The sequence below is a fragment of the Enterobacter sp. Tr-810 genome, from assembly GCF_011752765.1.
GTDB classification, from domain to species: domain Bacteria; phylum Pseudomonadota; class Gammaproteobacteria; order Enterobacterales; family Enterobacteriaceae; genus Enterobacter; species Enterobacter soli.
On record NZ_VWWW01000003.1, the window covers coordinates 165621 to 182205 of the forward strand.

The window sequence follows — 16585 nt, forward strand, 5'->3', positions numbered from 1 at the left end:
GGAAAATACCGCGTGCGATTATTTGCCCAACTAAGCTGGTACTTTCGTCGGGAGTGGCAACGCTATCTCGGCGCAGTCTGCCTGCTTATTATCATTGCCATTCTGCAACTGATCCCGCCCAAAGTGGTGGGATATGTGGTGGATGGCGTCACCGAACAGCATTACACCACCGCACGGGTGTTGATGTGGATTGGCACGCTGGTGCTGACAGCGGTGATAGTCTACCTGCTGCGCTACGTCTGGCGCGTCCTGTTATTCGGGGCGTCTTATCAGCTCGCCGTTGAGCTGCGTGAAGACTTTTACCGCCAGCTGAGCCGCCAGCATCCCGAATTTTACCTGCGTCACCGTACCGGGGATTTAATCGCCCGCGCCACCAACGACGTTGACCGTGTGGTGTTTGCCGCCGGGGAAGGGGTGTTAACCCTGGTGGACTCTCTGGTGATGGGGTGCGCGGTACTGATTGTGATGTCGACGCAAATCAGCTGGCAACTGACGCTGCTGGCTCTGCTGCCGATGCCGCTGATGGCGCTGGCGATCAATCGCTACGGCGAAAAACTGCATGAGCGTTTCAAACTGGCGCAGGCGGCGTTTTCATCACTCAACGACCGCACCCAGGAGAGCATGACCAGTATCCGCATGATCAAAGCCTTTGGTCTGGAAGACAGACAGTCCGCGCTGTTTGCTGCCGATGCGGCGGATACCGGAGCGAAAAACATGCGGGTGGCGCGGATCGACGCGCGTTTTGACCCGACGATTTATATCGCTATCGGTATGGCGAACCTGCTGGCTATCGGCGGCGGTAGCTGGATGGTGGTACACGACATGATGACGCTTGGCCAGTTAACCAGTTTCGCGATGTATCTGGGGCTGATGATTTGGCCAATGCTGGCGCTGGCCTGGATGTTTAACATTGTTGAGCGAGGCAGCGCTGCCTACAGCCGCATTCGCGCCATGCTGGCCGAAGCGCCAGTGGTTAACGACGGCAGTGAAACGGTGCCGGAAGGGCGCGGGATAATGAAAGCGGATATCGGTTCGTTTTCCTACCCGCAAACGGAACACCCGGTGCTTGAAAACGTCAATTTCACGCTGCAACCGGGCCAGATGTTGGGCGTTTGCGGCCCGACGGGTTCCGGCAAAAGCACTCTGCTTTCGCTTATTCAGCGTCACTTTGATGTGACTCAGGGGGATATTCGCTTCCACAATATCCCGCTGACGCGCCTGCTGCTGGACGACTGGCGCAGCCGCCTGGCGGTGGTCAGCCAGACACCGTTTTTATTCTCTGACACTGTGGCGAATAACATTGCTCTCGGCCACCCAACGGCGACGCAGGAAGAGATTGAACATGTCGCGCGTCTTGCCAGCGTTCATGACGATATTTTGCGTCTGCCGCAGGGCTATGACACCGAAGTGGGCGAACGTGGCGTGATGCTGTCCGGTGGGCAAAAACAGCGTATTTCGATTGCCCGCGCGCTGCTGCTGAACGCTGAAATCCTGATCCTGGATGATGCGCTTTCGGCGGTGGATGGCCGTACTGAACATCAGATCCTGCACAACCTGCGCCAGTGGGGCGAAGGGCGTACGGTGATCATTAGCGCGCATCGTTTGTCGGCGCTGACCGAAGCCAGTGAAATTCTGGTGATGCAGCACGGGCACATCGCCCAGCGCGGGCAGCACGACCAGCTGACAGAACAACCCGGTTGGTATCGCGATATGTATCGTTATCAGCAGCTTGAAGCTGCGCTGGATGATGCTCCGGAGCAGGATGAGGAGACCACCAATGCGTAAGCTGGGAACGATGTGGCCAACGTTAAAACGACTGCTTTCCTATGGTTCGCCGTGGCGCAAACCGCTGTCGATTGCCGTCCTTCTGCTGTGGATCGCGGCGATTGCTGAAGTGAGCGGCCCGCTGCTCATCAGTTATTTCATCGATAACATGGTGGCGAAACACTATCTGCCGCTGGGGCTGGTGGCGGGATTAGGCGTTGCCTACATTGGGCTACAGCTGACGGCTGCCGGGCTGCACTATACGCAGTCGTTGCTGTTTAACCGCGCGGCCGTCGGCGTCGTGCAGCAGTTACGCACGGACGTGATGGATGCGGCGCTGCGCCAGCCGCTGAGCGAATTCGATACTCAGCCTGTCGGGCAAGTTATCTCGCGGGTGACCAACGATACGGAAGTTATCCGGGATCTGTATGTCACCGTCGTGGCGACGGTATTACGCAGTGCGGCGTTGATTGGCGCAATGCTGGTGGCGATGTTTAGCCTCGACTGGCGCATGGCGCTGGTGGCGATCACCATCTTCCCGGCAGTGCTGATTGTGATGGTTATCTATCAACGCTACAGCACGCCGATTGTTCGTCGCGTGCGTGCGTATCTGGCCGATATCAATGATGGCTTCAACGAAGTGATCAACGGCATGAGCGTCATCCAGCAGTTCCGCCAGCAGGCACGTTTTGGCGAGCGAATGGGGGAGGCCAGTCGTTCACACTACATGGCGCGAATGCAGACGCTGCGCCTGGATGGTTTCCTGTTACGTCCTTTGCTGAGTCTTTTCTCTGCGCTGGTGCTCTGCGGCTTGCTGATGCTGTTTGGTCTGACGTCAGGCGGCACTATTGAAGTGGGCGTGTTGTATGCCTTTATTAGTTATCTTGGGCGTCTCAATGAACCGCTGATTGAGCTCACCACGCAGCAATCCATGCTGCAACAGGCCGTGGTTGCGGGAGAGCGCGTCTTTGAGCTTATGGACCGGCCGCGTCAGACCTACGGTGATGATGACCGTAGTCTGCAAAGCGGTGCTATTACCTTTGATAATGTCTCATTTGCTTATCGTGATGACCGGCTTGTCCTCCAGGACGTTAGCCTTGATGTGCCGTCACGCGGCTTTGTGGCGCTGGTGGGCCATACCGGTAGCGGTAAGAGCACCCTCGCCAGTTTGCTGATGGGTTACTACCCGCTGACAAAAGGGGAGATCCGCCTGGACGGGCGTCCACTGTCTTCCCTGAGCCACAATGTGCTGCGTAAAGGGGTGGCAATGGTGCAGCAAGACCCGGTGGTACTGGCGGATACCTTCTACGCCAACGTCACGCTGGGTAGGCCTTATACGCATGAGCAGGTCTGGGCGGTGCTGGAAACCGTGCAGCTGGCAGAGCTGGCACGCGGTCTGCCCGAGGGTATCGACACCCGACTGGGCGAGCAGGGGAACAATCTCTCGGTTGGGCAAAAACAGCTGCTGGCGCTGGCGCGGGTACTGATTGAAACGCCGCAAGTGCTCATTCTTGATGAGGCAACCGCCAGTATCGACTCCGGTACGGAGCAGGCTATCCAGCAGGCGCTGGCAGCCGTGCGCGATCATACAACGCTTGTCGTCATCGCCCACCGCCTGTCAACGATTGTTGATGCCGATACTATTCTGGTGCTGCATCGCGGCCAGGCCGTTGAGCGCGGGACGCATCGCCAGCTGTTAGAGGCGAAAGGGCGTTACTGGCAGATGTACCAGTTGCAGCTGGCGGGTGAAGAGCTGGCTGCCAGTGCGCGCGAAGAGGAGTCGCTCAGCGCCTGATGCACCAAAATCAGGCAAGGCGCTAACACTCACAACTGTTGGTGCAAAACTGAAACGCATCATGCACTGTCATGGTGCGTTTTTTTTCGCCACTCCATCACAGAATGCCCTGCCGTGCTCATTGCGCCGCTTTTTCCCCCTTTTTTCAATTCTGGCACACCCCTTGCAATATCTCCTGCGTGTTAGCTGCGGCCATTACCGAATTCTGACTGGAGGGGATTTATGAAGCTGGTTACGGTTGTAATCAAACCATTCAAACTTGAAGACGTTCGTGAAGCATTGTCTTCCATGGGTATTCAGGGACTGACTGTCACCGAAGTGAAAGGCTTTGGTCGTCAGAAAGGTCATGCCGAGCTTTATCGTGGGGCGGAATACAGCGTTAACTTCCTGCCTAAAGTGAAGATTGATGTCGCAATCGCTGACGATCAGCTTGATGAAGTGATTGATGTCATTAGCAAAGCGGCCTACACCGGCAAAATTGGCGACGGCAAAATTTTCGTTGCCGAGTTGCAGCGCGTGATTCGTATCCGTACGGGCGAATCCGACGAAGCGGCATTGTAAGTAACTCCTGGCACACAGTGATAGGGATCGAGAAAATGAAGATAGCAACAATCAAAACGGGTCTGGGTTCGCTGGCACTGCTGCCAGGCCTGGCAATGGCTGCCCCTGCGGTGGCAGACAAAGCCGATAACGCCTTTATGATGATCTGCACCGCGCTGGTGCTGTTCATGACTATCCCGGGCATTGCGCTGTTCTACGGCGGCCTGATCCGCGGTAAAAACGTCCTCTCCATGCTGACGCAGGTTGCCGTGACGTTCGCACTGGTGTGCGTGCTGTGGGTGGTCTACGGTTACTCGCTGGCTTTTGGCGAAGGCAACGCCTTCTTCGGCAACCTCAACTGGGCGATGCTGAAAAATATCGAACTGACCGCGCTGATGGGCAGCTTCTATCAGTACATCCACGTTGCCTTCCAGGGGTCGTTCGCCTGTATCACTGTGGGGCTGATTGTGGGTGCACTGGCTGAGCGTATTCGCTTCTCTGCGGTGCTGATCTTTGTGGTGGTCTGGTTGACGCTCTCCTACGTGCCGATTGCGCATATGGTGTGGGGCGGTGGTCTGCTGGCGACGCACGGTGCGCTGGACTTCGCGGGCGGTACTGTTGTGCACATTAACGCTGCGGTAGCAGGCCTGGTTGGTGCATACCTGATTGGCAAACGTGTGGGCTTTGGCAAAGAAGCCTTCAAACCACACAACCTGCCAATGGTGTTTACCGGTACGGCTATCCTCTACTTTGGCTGGTTCGGTTTCAACGCCGGTTCAGCAAGTGCTGCGAACGAAATCGCTGCGCTGGCCTTCGTGAATACCGTTATTGCCACGGCGGGCGCTATCCTCTCCTGGGTATTTGGCGAGTGGGCTGTTCGCGGTAAACCTTCTCTGCTGGGTGCATGTTCTGGTGCGATCGCCGGTCTGGTTGGTATCACCCCTGCGTGTGGCTATGTAGGTGTAGGTGGCGCGCTGCTTATCGGTCTGGTTGCGGGGCTGGCTGGCCTGTGGGGTGTGACTGCGCTGAAACGTGTTCTGCGCGTTGATGACCCTTGCGATGTGTTCGGCGTGCACGGCGTGTGCGGCATCATCGGGTGTATCATGACCGGTATCTTTGCGGCGAAATCACTGGGTGGAGTGGGTTACGCAGAAGGCGTCACCATGGTTCACCAGGTGCTGGTACAGCTGGAAAGTATCGCCATCACCGTTGTCTGGTCTGCCGTTGTGGCCTTTATCGGCTATAAACTGGCTGACATGACCGTCGGTCTGCGTGTTCCCGAAGAACAGGAACGCGAAGGTCTGGACGTCAACAGCCACGGCGAGAATGCGTATAACGCCTGATAAACAGCAAAACGGCAACCTCAGGTTGCCGTTTTTCATGTTTGTACCCTCTCCCGGTGGGAGAGGGTCAGGGTGAGGGCATCAGGCCGCACAAAATTACCCCCGATTACGCATTACCCCTTCCTGCACCGTCGATGCCACCAGAACGCCATCCTGAGTATAAAACTCGCCGCGTACAAACCCGCGAGCGCTGGATGCCGACGTACTTTCCACGCTGTAGAGTAACCAGTCATTCATATTGAACGGGCGGTGGAACCACATGGAGTGGTCAATCGTCGCAACCTGCATCCCTTTTTCCAGGAACCCAACGCCGTGCGGTTGTAGGGCAACCGGCAGGAAGTTGAAGTCTGATGCGTAACCCAGCAGATACTGATGGACGCGGAAATCCTCCGGCACAGTGCCGTTGGCGCGGATCCACACCTGACGCTTTGGCTCAGCAACATGGCCTTTCATCGGGTTATGGAACTCGACAGGGCGAATTTCCAGCGGCTTATCGCACAGGAATTTCTCTTTCACCTGCGGTGGCAGCAGGTGCGCCAGCGCACGCGCGATATCGGTTTCTGATTTAAGCTCTTCTGGCGATGGGGATGGCGGCATCACTTTCTGATGCTCATAACCCGGTTCCGGCGCCTGGAAAGAGGCTGTCATATAAAAGATAGGTTTGCCATTCTGAATGGCGGCCACGCGGCGGGCACTAAAACTGTTGCCGTCACGCAGCACTTCAACGTCATAAACAATCGGTTTGGCGCTGTCGCCAGGGCGTAAGAAGTAGCTGTGGAAAGAGTGCACCAGACGGTCTGCCGGGACGGTCTCTTTAGCGGCATACAATGCCTGTCCAACGACTTGCCCGCCGAAGACCTGGCGTAAGCCCAAATCTTCGCTCTGTCCGCGAAAGAGTCCTTCCTCAATTTTTTCCAGGTTCAGTAATGTCAGCAGATTGTTCAGTGCCTGACTCATAGTTGTCCTCAATAAAACGCCGTGGCGAAAGATAAGCAGAGTATAACGCAGATTTGAAAGTGGTCCGATGGGTAGAATAATCTGAATATCGGGCTGAAATTAGGCATTAATCAGTGATTTGTGCCACACTTGTTACGTTATCTAAATGTTAACGACATCGGATGGGATCGATCCCGCTGGTGCATTGATGATAAGGAGACTTCAATGAAACTCGTGCACATAGTAAGTGGTTTAGCGGTAGCGGTGGCATTGACGGCCTGCGCAGGTAAGCACGCCAATACCCAGGCGCCAGCGCCGGATCCAAATACTGTTGACACGCTTTCGCAGCAGACCTCTCAGCCTAACGTTTCTGGTACGGTATGGATCCGTCAGAAAGTGGCTTTACCGCCAGACGCTGTGTTAACGGTCACCCTGTCGGATGCCTCCCTGGCTGATGCACCTGCCAAAGTGTTGTCGCAAAGAGCGGTGCGTACCATCGGTAAACAGGCTCCGTTCAGCTTCGTGTTGCCGTACAACCCGGCTGAGATCCAGCCTAATGCGCGTATATTGCTGAGTGCAGCAGTCACCGTTAACGGTAAACTGATGTTTATCACTGATACGGTTCAGGAAGTGATTAACCACGGTGGGACAAAAGCCGATCTGAATCTGGTTGCGGTACAGCAGACAGAAGTTCCTGTTTCAGCGCAGCCGCCAGTTGCCGCTGAGCCACCTGCCTCAATCCAGCAGTAATGACCTATGCCCTCTTCCCGGTGAAGAGGGCAGCTTTCTAGTACACCCAGCGATATTTCTGTAAATCGATTTTCCCGCCCCCCGACACCTGTACACCTTCAGCAAGCAATGCCTGACGCTGGCGCTGTAAATCCGGGCCTGTCAGTGAGATGGTCCCGTGACGATTAACCACCCGATGCCAGGGTAGGGTGCTGCCTTCCGGTAACCGTTTCAATACGCCGCCGACCTGACGTGCCGCGCGGGGTGAGCCTGCCAGTCGGGCGACATCTCCGTAAGTGGTTACGTAGCCTTCGGGTATTGAGGCGACAATCTGCCAGACTCTGACAGGGAATGAGTCAGGTAACGGTTCGGGAATCGAATCGAAAGCGTCCATTGTGTTTACCAGACAAGAAAAACCACAGGATAAGCGACCCCTGGTAGATTGTGAAGGCGCAATAACCCTGCTCAGGAGGGCTGCTGGACGGTGAATTCCAGTGCCAGGCCGATCACTTTTGTGCTGCTGGCAGCGGGCTGTTCACGCATTGCCACCAGGCTTTCCAGAAACTTCAGTTTCCTTGCCTGGGTATTGATGATGAGTTTGGCACGCAGGTCGGGCAGGGCCTGCGAGCAGATTGGATAAATCACCCGCCCGGAAACGGCGACAGGAATTCTGCGCAGATTGACGTAACGCACCACACCGACCGTGGAATAGAGCACGGCAACAGGCGTGACAAAAAGCATCGGCTGTTCGCTGATGGTCACGAAATCCAGCAGCAGTTCAGGACGCAGGTAATTCAGCCCCTTGTGGTGAAGGGTTACGCCATCGATGGCCGGCATAGCGAGCGTCAGTGTCTGGGGTAATGTGCTAATCATGGATGTGCCCTGCATGAATGAAACGCATTCGAACAGTGTGGCATAGGCGCGCTAATTTACTGCGAAGAGACTCGCAATCTGTACTTCTCTGGCTGTTACCTGCCTTAAGTTGCATCACGGTTGTGCAATAAACCGTCATCCGAATGCCAGCGGCTTGCAATTGCCGGACAGCACAGGGATAATGCGCCAGCGCGTTGGTTAACAACGCTCTCAATGGGGGCTCTGTTGGTTCTCCCGCAACGCTACTCTGTTCACCAGGTCAGGTCCGGAAGGAAGCAGCCAGGGCAGACGACGTGTGTGCCGGGATGTAGCTGGCAGGGCCCCCACCCATTTCTGCTCTCCTCAGATTTTACCGAATCTTTTTCGTTCCCCAACCTTGTGCTTGTTGCCTAATTCCACAGGAATTAAAGGTATTTAATTCAATATGTAATATATCATTCATTCAACTGAAATATTATTGTCATAAACATGTAATAATAGACTGCCATTTTATATTCGGATGTCTTTTTTCTGTCATAAGTAAAAAATATAAATCTGGATTACATTGTTAACTTCGTGTATTAAATAAAGAACTTATTCCGAAGGGAAGTGACAATCATGGCTACTGCGGTATTAAACGTTAAGATTGATGAAGCGCTAAAAGAAAGACTTCGCCACTACGCAGAAGTAAATAATGAGAATTTAAGCGTGACCACAGAGAAACTGCTACAGCTGGCATTTGAAGCGGTAGAAGAGGTGGGAGTATCGGAAGAGGATATTGATAATCAGCATACGGAAGAAGAGAGTGTAACTCCTTTTACTCCTAAAGAAATCAAGGCTCTACGTAAACTTCTGAAGAAGAGAAAATGAAACAACAACTGTCAACTGCCAATGACTACAAAGAGGCCTGCGATTTGTTGCGTTCAGGCTATGTGAAGCATGTACGTCTTGGCTGGAATGTAGGTAGTGATGAGTTCTTTCGGATTGCGTCTGACTGGTGTGATACTGGCGCAAAAATAAAGAAAGAAGGAGAAAGCTTCGTTATTTCTCTTAAGGGTTTCCCTATTCCTCCTCAGCACTAAGTACCATTCTGTGAAAACTGCTGACTGCATTCATTTCAGTCAGCAGTTTTTATTCTTAATTTCGCTGTGAAATTATTTGTGATAATAATCACGGGTCATTATGTAACCAGCGTAAATTTCAACCCCAGATTTAATCTTCATCACATTAAACAATGCTCCTTTTTATGGCAGGGGCCGTGGTTTTATTTAATGCCGTCCACAGCGGCTTGATTCTCATCAGCGCGCCCTCAAGCTCTGCCGGGTCAAGCGTAAAGGGCATACGCAAATAGCGGTCAAACGCCCCCGACAGGCCAAATCGTGTTCCGGTACCCAGATTAATCCCCAGCGTTTCTGCCCGTGCGGCAAGCTGTGTTGCCTGCATTCCTGGCAGTTCCACCCAGTAAGAAAGCCCGCCTTCCGCGTCGTAGAAAGACCACTCCGGGAAATGTTCACGCAGCAGTTCACCGCACCGCTTACGGCGTTCGGCCAGCATTTGCCGTCGGGCAGGCAAAAACGTGTCGCCGTTTTCGATAAGCCACAGCGTTGCCAGCTGTTCCAGCACCGGTGAGCCCAAATCAAGGGTATCGCGAGTCTGGGCGAGGGTAGCAATGGTGCGCGATGACGCGCGGATCCAGCCCAGACGCAGGCCACCCCAGAAACTTTTTCCTGCCGAGCCCAGGGTGATGACCGTCGCCTCCGGGTTAAAGGATGCCAGCGGCGGGGGCGGTGGAGAATCAAACCAGAGATCCACCATGGTTTCATCGACAACCAGTGTGGTGCGGGTCTGTGCGGCAATGTCGGTTATCGCTTTGCGGGTCGGGATGTCCATACAGCGCCCTGTCGGGTTATGGAAATCCGGCATCAGGTAGGCCAGGCGTGGCGCGGTTTGCGCAAGCGTTGCGGCGAAACCGTCGGTATCCCAGCCCGTTTGTGGTAAGGAGACGCCTACCGGACGACACAACGCCCCCTGGATAGCGGCGATGGCCAGCGGGTAGGTTGGATGATCCACCACAACGCGGTCACCGGGGCCCGTCATCATGCGTAACACCAGCGCGAAGGCGCTGACTGCGCCGTTGACGACCATCACTTCGTCTGCTCGAGTCGCCAGCCCGCGTGCGGTATAGCGTGCGGCAATGGCTTCCCGTAGGGCCAGTAATCCGGACTGATCGTAACCCGTGAGCGAAAGATACTGCGTAATGGCCGATAGCGCGTACGTATAGGCCTGGTGAATTTCCGGCCCGGCGTTGAGTGCCGCGGTGGAAAGATCCAGTGCTACGCTTGCCGCAGAGAGAGTCGGTACGGCCCGGGAATCCGGCAGGATCACGCGTGAACCACTGCCATGACGACTCTCCAGATAACCCTCATCCCGTAGGCGGGCTAATGCACTGCTGATGGTGGTACGACTGACGTCCAGCGAAGAGGCCAGTTCACGCTCGCCCGGCAAACGGGTGTTAAGTGCCAGCCGGCCATCAAGAATAAGCAGGCGCAAGGCATCTGCCAGCTGTCGCCAGAGTGGTGTGCGGGATGTGGTTTGCTGCCAGTGGCCTAACAAGCGTACCAGTGACTGACTACCAAAACGACGAGATGACATATGCAGTCCACTATTTGAAAACTGGACATTAATCATAAGACCATTTTCGCCGAAGATGAAAGCCTGGTTCTTCGGAGAAGATAAAAATGTTACGTCGTCTGGTACAACTTTATGTCGGATTAGGGCTGTATGGTCTTTCAACCGCAATGTTTATTCGTTCCGATCTGGGTGTCGATCCGTGGGACGTATTTCACCTTGGGGTGGCAATACAGCTGGGTATGAGCATTGGTACAGTGATTATTTTAACCGGTGCTGCGGTGCTGCTGTTTTGGGTCCCGCTGCGGCAGTGGCCTGGGCTTGGCACGATAAGTAACGTCATTTGTATTGGCCTGGCTGCCGATGCGACGATGGCGCTGATCCCTGAGCTGACTTCACTTCCCCTGCGTATTGCTCTGCTGGTAGCGGGCATTGTGGTTAATGCGATAGCGACAGGGATGTATATTGGCGCCGGTTTTGGGCCTGGCCCCCGCGACGGCCTGATGACAGGCATTCATGCCCGACTGGGCTGGTCTATCCGCAGTGTGCGTACGTCCATTGAGGTATCGGTGTTACTGATTGGTATCATGCTTGGTGGGTCGTTCGGTGTCGGTACGGTGCTGTATGCATTAACCATTGGCCCGCTGATCCAGATCTGCCTGCCCTGGTTTCGCCAGAAGCCGCAGGTGCAAAAGATACCTCAGCCTGAGCAAGTTGTTTAATTATGCGAAGCGCTCACAAGTATTAACGGCGCGGCTGTGCCAGAATATCGGCATCTCTTGTCGCGATGTCAGAATGCATGAAAGCTATCACTCTTTATGACGTAGCCCTCCTCGCTGGGGTTTCTTATCAGACCGTTTCCCGCGTGATAAATGATGCGGAGCATGTCTCCGCCCGCACGCGGGAAAAGGTGCAGCAGGCCATGGCGGAACTGAACTATGTGCCCAACCGTGGCGCGCAACAGCTGGCGGGTAAACGCACCCGAACGCTGGGTCTGATTACAACCGATCTGGCGCTTCACGCCCCTTCGCAAATTGCTTCTGCGGTAAAAACTCGTGCGGTGGAGAAGGGGGCGAGTGTGCTGATTTCTATGGTGGAACACCCACAACGCTGTCAGGCCGCCGTGCAGGAACTCCTGGCGCAACGTGTTGACGGGCTGCTGGTGAACGTGCCGCTGGAAGACGCTGAAGCCGAACAACTCAGGGCGCTGGCATCACCCGTGCCGGTGCTGTTTTTGGATGTTTCACCCTCTGCGCCGGTTAATAGCCTGGTCTTTGATGCAGCCCAGGGAGCACAACTGGGGGCTGAACATCTTATCTCGTTGGGCCATCAGCGTATTGCCCTGCTGAATGGGCCTGAAAGCTCTGTCTCTGCCAGAGCACGCCGGGTCGGGTGGCAGGCTTCGCTGGCGCAGGCCGGGCTTGAACCTGCCGGTGTAGCATTCGGTGACTGGAGTGCCGCCTCCGGTTACGAAAAGGGTCATCAGCTTATATCGGGCCCGGCGCTGCCGGAGGCGATTCTGGTAGCGAACGATCAGATGGCGTTAGGGGTGATGCGCGCCTGCGCGGAAAAAGGCATTGCTGTGCCCGGGCAGATCTCCGTTGTGGGTTTTGATGACACAACCGATAGCGCCTGGTTCTCTCCGCCATTGACCACGGTTCGCCAGGCATTTCGTGAGGCAGGCGAACGCAGCGTTGAGTGGCTACTGACCGCGTCTTCCGGCAACGAATGCTGGCAAACGCAACTTCCGGTGACCCTTATTACCCGTCACTCCAGCGCCCGCCGCACGTCGCAGCAGGCGGATCGTGAAGATCTGGCCCGGCAGCTGAAAACCCTGGCACTCCTGGCTGAACAATTAGCACGCGAATAGGACTTTTGTGATCTGACTCGCTTCGCCGCGATCGGACGCTTTACCGCAAGGTTTTGCCAGGGCATGTTGACATAAATTGTGAGCGCTTCGCATAGAGGATAATATGTCAAACACATCGCCGCTGACACTCAGCGCACTTCTGGCTCGTCGGGACTGGGAAAATCCTGGTGTTACACAGTGGAACCGGCTGGCGGCCCACGCACCGTTTCACAGCTGGCGTGATGAACAACACGCCAGAGATGAGCAGAAAGCCTTGAATAAGCGTTCTCTTAACGGGGAGTGGCGTTTCAACTTTTATGCCGCGCCAGAACGTGTTCCGCAAGAATGGGTAGATGAAAACTGCGACGACGCTGTTCCGATGCCCGTGCCGTCTAACTGGCAGATGCAGGGCTTTGATACCCCAATTTATACCAACGTCACTTACCCTTTTGCCGTTAACCCGCCCTTTGTCCCGCAAGAAAATCCTACGGGTTGTTATTCGCTCACATTTGAGGTGGACGATGCATGGCTGTTGAGCGGGCAGACCCGAATTATCTTTGATGGGGTGAATTCAGCTTTTCATCTGTGGTGTAACGGCCACTGGATTGGCTATTCCCAGGACAGCCGTCTGCCTGCTGAATTTGATCTCTCGACAGTACTTCGTCCGGGCCTGAACCGCGTAGCAGTCATGGTGCTGCGCTGGTGTGACGGGAGCTATCTTGAAGATCAGGACATGTGGCGGATGAGCGGTATCTTCCGCGATGTGTCGTTACTGCATAAACCGGAAACGCAGATTGCGGATTACCATGTTGTCACTGAGTTAAATACCGAATTAGACCGGGCGGTGCTCAGGGTGGACGTGGCACTTGCCGGAAGCCAATACGCTGAGTGTGACGTGGCGCTTACCCTGTGGCGAAACGGTGAGCCGTGCGCCACGGCAACCCAGCGCCCCGGCTCGGAAATTGTGGATGAGCGCGGCAACTGGGCCGAGCGCTTAACGGTGTCGATGCCTGTTGTGGCACCTGCATTATGGAGCGCCGAAATTCCGGCGCTGTATCGCCTGACGATTGCGCTGAGGGATGCGCAGGGGCGGGTCATCGAGTGCGAGGCCTGTGACGTGGGCTTTCGACGTGTAGAGATAAGCAACGGCCTGCTTAAACTCAATGGCAAACCGTTACTGATTCGCGGCGCTAACCGGCATGAACATCACCCTGAAAACGGGCAGGTGATGGATGAAGCCACCATGCGCCGCGACATCGAGTTGCTGAAGCAGCACAACTTTAACGCGGTGCGCTGTTCGCATTATCCCAACCATCCGTTATGGTACACGCTTTGCGATCGCTATGGCCTGTACGTGGTAGATGAAGCCAACATTGAAACGCACGGCATGGTGCCGATGAGCCGTCTGGCTGACGATCCGCGCTGGTTGCCCGCCATGAGCGAGCGCGTCACCCGCATGGTGCTGCGCGACCGTAATCATCCGTCGATTATCATCTGGTCGCTCGGAAACGAATCCGGCCACGGTGCTAACCACGATGCGCTCTACCGCTGGCTGAAAACCACCGATCCGACCCGTCCGGTGCAGTACGAAGGCGGTGGCGCAAATACCGCAGCAACTGACATTGTGTGCCCGATGTATGCGCGCGTTGATCAGGATCAGCCGTTCCCGGCCGTACCGAAATGGTCAATCAAGAAATGGATCGGGATGCCGGATGAAACACGTCCGCTGATCTTGTGCGAATACGCTCATGCAATGGGCAACAGTTTCGGTGGCTTTGCAAAATACTGGCAGGCGTTTCGAACCCACCCGCGTTTGCAGGGCGGGTTCGTCTGGGACTGGGTTGACCAGGCGCTGACGAAGAAAGACGAAAGCGGCAATGTGTTCTGGGCGTATGGTGGTGATTTTGGTGATAAACCGAATGACCGACAGTTTTGCCTGAACGGACTGGTGTTCCCTGACCGCACGCCGCATCCGGCATTGTATGAAGCCCAGCGCACGCAGCAATTCTTCACCTTTAGCCTGGTAAGTACCTCGCCACTGGTGATTGAGATTAAAAGTGACTACCTGTTCCGCAACACCGATAACGAACAGCTGAGATGGACGATCACCCGGGAAGGGAATGTGCTGGGAGCGGGCGACATTACCCTGAGTATGCCCCCGCAGGGTACACAGCATGTAGAGATCGCACTGCCAGAATTACAGGCTGCGCCGGGCGATGTTTGGCTGAATGTCGAGGTGTATCAGACGCAAAGCACGCCGTGGTCGTCGGCAAATCATCGCTGCGCCTGGGAGCAGTGGCCGCTTCCTGCGCCACTGTATATTGCGCCAGCCCCGCAGCCGGGCGTAACGCCGTTGTTAACGGTGAAAGAGACAGTACTGGAAATAACCCATCAGCAGCAGCGTTGGCACTTTGACCGTGTTTCAGGGGATCTGACGCAGTGGTGGAATGAGGGCGCTGAAACCCTGCTTTCCCCGCTAACGGATAACTTTACCCGTGCGCCGCTGGATAATGATATTGGCGTGAGTGAGGCCACCCGCATTGATCCTAATGCCTGGGTCGAGCGCTGGAAAGCGGCGGGCATGTACGATATGTCTGCCCGGTTATTGCAGTGTGACGGTGAACAGCATAGCGGCGATGTTGTTGTCAGCACGCTTCATGCCTGGGAACACCAGGGCAAAACGCTGTTCCTTAGCCGCAAAACCTGGCAGGTCGATAGCAACGGGGTATTGTATGGTGATGTGCGGGTGCAGGTTGCATCTGATATTCCTGAGCCTGCGCGTATCGGGCTGGATTGTCAGCTTGCCCAAACGCCTGAAACCGTGAGCTGGCAGGGGCTTGGGCCGCACGAAAACTACCCGGACCGAAAACTGGCGGCGCAACAGGGGCGCTGGGAATTACCGCTTAATGCCCTGCAAACGCCTTATATTTTCCCGACGGAGAATGGCTTGCGTTGCGATACCCGTGCGCTTGAATTTGGCGCTCATCGGTTCGCCGGGGATTTCCATTTCTCGTTGAGTCGTTACAGCCAGCAGCAGCTGCGTGATACCACACATCAGCATCTGCTGAGGGAAGAGCCGGGTTGCTGGTTAAATCTGGATGCTTTCCATATGGGCGTGGGTGGCGATGATTCGTGGAGCCCGAGCGTGTCGCCAGAATTTATCCTGCATACCCGCCAGTTGCACTACACCTTTAGCTGGCAGCAAAAGACGCAGTAACGCAAAAGATGCGGCCACGTTTTGTGGCCGCATGGCTCAGGCAAGGATCCCGGTTAACCCGTGAATGCTCATATAAATTCCCACCACTGTTATCAGTGCCGCTGAGATCCACGGCGCTTTTCGTGAAAACTCACTGAATCCCGGCCAGCGTTTGGTGGCATGTTTAAGGCTCAGGGCGGCAATGGCGCCTGAGGCAACCAGCGTTAATGCCAGACCAATACTGAAACTCAACACCAGCGTAGCGCCCAGCGCGAAATGCTTCAGTTGCAGGCAGATCAATAGCACCGTAATGGAGGCCGGGCAGGGGATGAGTCCACCGGTCAACCCGAACATGGCTATCTGCCCTGTCGTGACGTTCTGCCCCTTAAAGCGACGGTTAATGTCCTGAGCATGTGCGCGCTGGTGGGCGTCTTGCCACGCTTCATCAACCAGTTGATGCGAATGATCGTGGTGAGCATGATGGTGATGTTCGTGTTCATGGTGGTGGCCGTGTGGCTGGTTCTCTTTCCAGGTTCTCCATGCCATCCATAGCGCGATCAGAATAATCATCACGCCTGAAATCAGCTGGAACCAGGGTTCAGAGGTATTTGCATCCCAGCCACGGCCAAACCATAAACCTGCCATCGCAATGATCCAGACCACCGCCGTATGGGAAAACGTTGCTGCCAGCCCCAGCAGGATCGCCTGTTTAAGCGTACCGCGGATCGCCACAATAAACGCGGCCATCATCGTTTTTGAGTGCCCAGGTTCAAGGCCATGCAAAGCACCCAGCAGAATTGCGCTCGGCACAAACAGCCACGCGTTGCCTTGTTGCAGGAGTGAAGTGAAATCGTTCATTAAGAATACCGGGGAAGAAAAAGTGCTCTGATACTACTCCCCCCCAGTAGTCTAATACTACCCCCCAGTAGAAAAATACTCAGGGGGAGTAGAGC

At 55.3% G+C, this 16585-nt stretch carries 15 protein-coding genes and 1 other RNA gene; 11 read left to right on the top strand and 5 right to left on the bottom strand.

Annotated features, from left to right (window positions below):
- The first annotated feature begins 12 nt into the window (after window positions 1–12).
- From F3J30_RS10895 to amtB, 4 genes are all read left to right on the top strand, one after another.
- Window positions 13–1785 (top strand): SmdA family multidrug ABC transporter permease/ATP-binding protein, encoded by a 1773-nt coding sequence (locus tag F3J30_RS10895; protein ID WP_166717250.1) that lies wholly within the window; start codon window positions 13–15, stop codon window positions 1783–1785.
- A complete protein-coding gene (locus F3J30_RS10900) occupies window positions 1778–3559 on the top strand; it encodes a SmdB family multidrug efflux ABC transporter permease/ATP-binding protein (RefSeq protein WP_166717251.1) in 1782 nt (593 codons plus the stop codon). The genes F3J30_RS10895 and F3J30_RS10900 overlap by 8 nt, the downstream gene beginning before the upstream one ends.
- Window positions 3560–3781: 222 nt before the next feature.
- Window positions 3782–4120 carry a P-II family nitrogen regulator gene (gene glnK / locus F3J30_RS10905; protein ID WP_008503304.1) on the top strand — a complete coding sequence of 113 codons (339 nt, stop codon included), beginning with the start codon at window positions 3782–3784 and terminating at the stop codon, window positions 4118–4120.
- 35 nt (window positions 4121–4155) lie between these two features.
- Window positions 4156–5442 (top strand): ammonium transporter AmtB, encoded by a 1287-nt coding sequence (amtB, locus tag F3J30_RS10910; protein ID WP_014069138.1) that lies wholly within the window; start codon window positions 4156–4158, stop codon window positions 5440–5442.
- Between the two features lie 96 nt (window positions 5443–5538).
- Here amtB and tesB read toward each other — a convergent pair whose 3' ends face one another.
- On the bottom strand, window positions 5539–6399 hold the full coding sequence (tesB, locus tag F3J30_RS10915) for an acyl-CoA thioesterase II (RefSeq protein ID WP_166717252.1): 861 nt from the start codon (window positions 6397–6399) through the stop codon (window positions 5539–5541).
- Window positions 6400–6603: 204 nt separating this feature from the next.
- Here tesB and F3J30_RS10920 point away from each other — a divergent pair, with 204 nt between their 5' ends.
- Window positions 6604–7128, top strand: coding sequence for a YbaY family lipoprotein (locus F3J30_RS10920; protein ID WP_166717253.1), 525 nt, complete (start codon window positions 6604–6606; stop codon window positions 7126–7128).
- 37 nt (window positions 7129–7165) lie between these two features.
- Here the strand turns inward: F3J30_RS10920 and F3J30_RS10925 are convergent, their stop codons facing one another.
- Window positions 7166–7501, bottom strand: coding sequence for an MGMT family protein (locus tag F3J30_RS10925; RefSeq protein WP_166717254.1), 336 nt, complete (start codon window positions 7499–7501; stop codon window positions 7166–7168).
- A gap of 71 nt (window positions 7502–7572) precedes the next feature.
- On the bottom strand, window positions 7573–7980 hold the full coding sequence (locus tag F3J30_RS10930) for a hypothetical protein (RefSeq protein ID WP_014069142.1): 408 nt from the start codon (window positions 7978–7980) through the stop codon (window positions 7573–7575).
- 223 nt (window positions 7981–8203) lie between these two features.
- Between F3J30_RS10930 and ffs the strand changes: the two genes are divergently transcribed.
- The 3 genes from ffs (at window position 8204) to F3J30_RS10945 (ending at window position 9041) form a co-directional block, all read left to right on the top strand.
- Window positions 8204–8300: signal recognition particle sRNA small type (ffs, locus tag F3J30_RS10935), an RNA gene on the top strand.
- A 277-nt stretch (window positions 8301–8577) separates the two neighbouring features.
- Window positions 8578–8829, top strand: a complete 252-nt coding sequence (locus F3J30_RS10940) for a hypothetical protein (RefSeq protein WP_014069143.1) — start codon at window positions 8578–8580, stop codon at window positions 8827–8829.
- Window positions 8826–9041, top strand: coding sequence for a hypothetical protein (locus F3J30_RS10945; protein ID WP_166717255.1), 216 nt, complete (start codon window positions 8826–8828; stop codon window positions 9039–9041). The genes F3J30_RS10940 and F3J30_RS10945 overlap by 4 nt, the downstream gene beginning before the upstream one ends.
- 145 nt (window positions 9042–9186) lie before the next feature.
- On the opposite strand, the gene F3J30_RS10950 is transcribed toward F3J30_RS10945, so the two are convergent.
- Window positions 9187–10611, bottom strand: a complete 1425-nt coding sequence (locus tag F3J30_RS10950; RefSeq protein WP_166717256.1) for a PLP-dependent aminotransferase family protein — start codon at window positions 10609–10611, stop codon at window positions 9187–9189.
- 86 nt (window positions 10612–10697) lie between these two features.
- Here F3J30_RS10950 and F3J30_RS10955 point away from each other — a divergent pair, with 86 nt between their 5' ends.
- The 3 genes from F3J30_RS10955 (at window position 10698) to F3J30_RS10965 (ending at window position 15653) form a co-directional block, all read left to right on the top strand.
- Window positions 10698–11309, top strand: coding sequence for a hypothetical protein (locus tag F3J30_RS10955; protein ID WP_166717257.1), 612 nt, complete (start codon window positions 10698–10700; stop codon window positions 11307–11309).
- Between the two features lie 77 nt (window positions 11310–11386).
- A complete protein-coding gene (locus tag F3J30_RS10960) occupies window positions 11387–12457 on the top strand; it encodes a LacI family DNA-binding transcriptional regulator (protein ID WP_166717258.1) in 1071 nt (356 codons plus the stop codon).
- A 103-nt stretch (window positions 12458–12560) separates the two neighbouring features.
- A complete protein-coding gene (locus F3J30_RS10965; protein ID WP_166717259.1) occupies window positions 12561–15653 on the top strand; it encodes a beta-galactosidase in 3093 nt (1030 codons plus the stop codon).
- Between the two features lie 36 nt (window positions 15654–15689).
- Here the strand turns inward: F3J30_RS10965 and F3J30_RS10970 are convergent, their stop codons facing one another.
- Window positions 15690–16490, bottom strand: coding sequence for a nickel/cobalt efflux protein RcnA (locus tag F3J30_RS10970; protein ID WP_166717260.1), 801 nt, complete (start codon window positions 16488–16490; stop codon window positions 15690–15692).
- Between the last annotated feature and the right edge of the window lie 95 nt (window positions 16491–16585).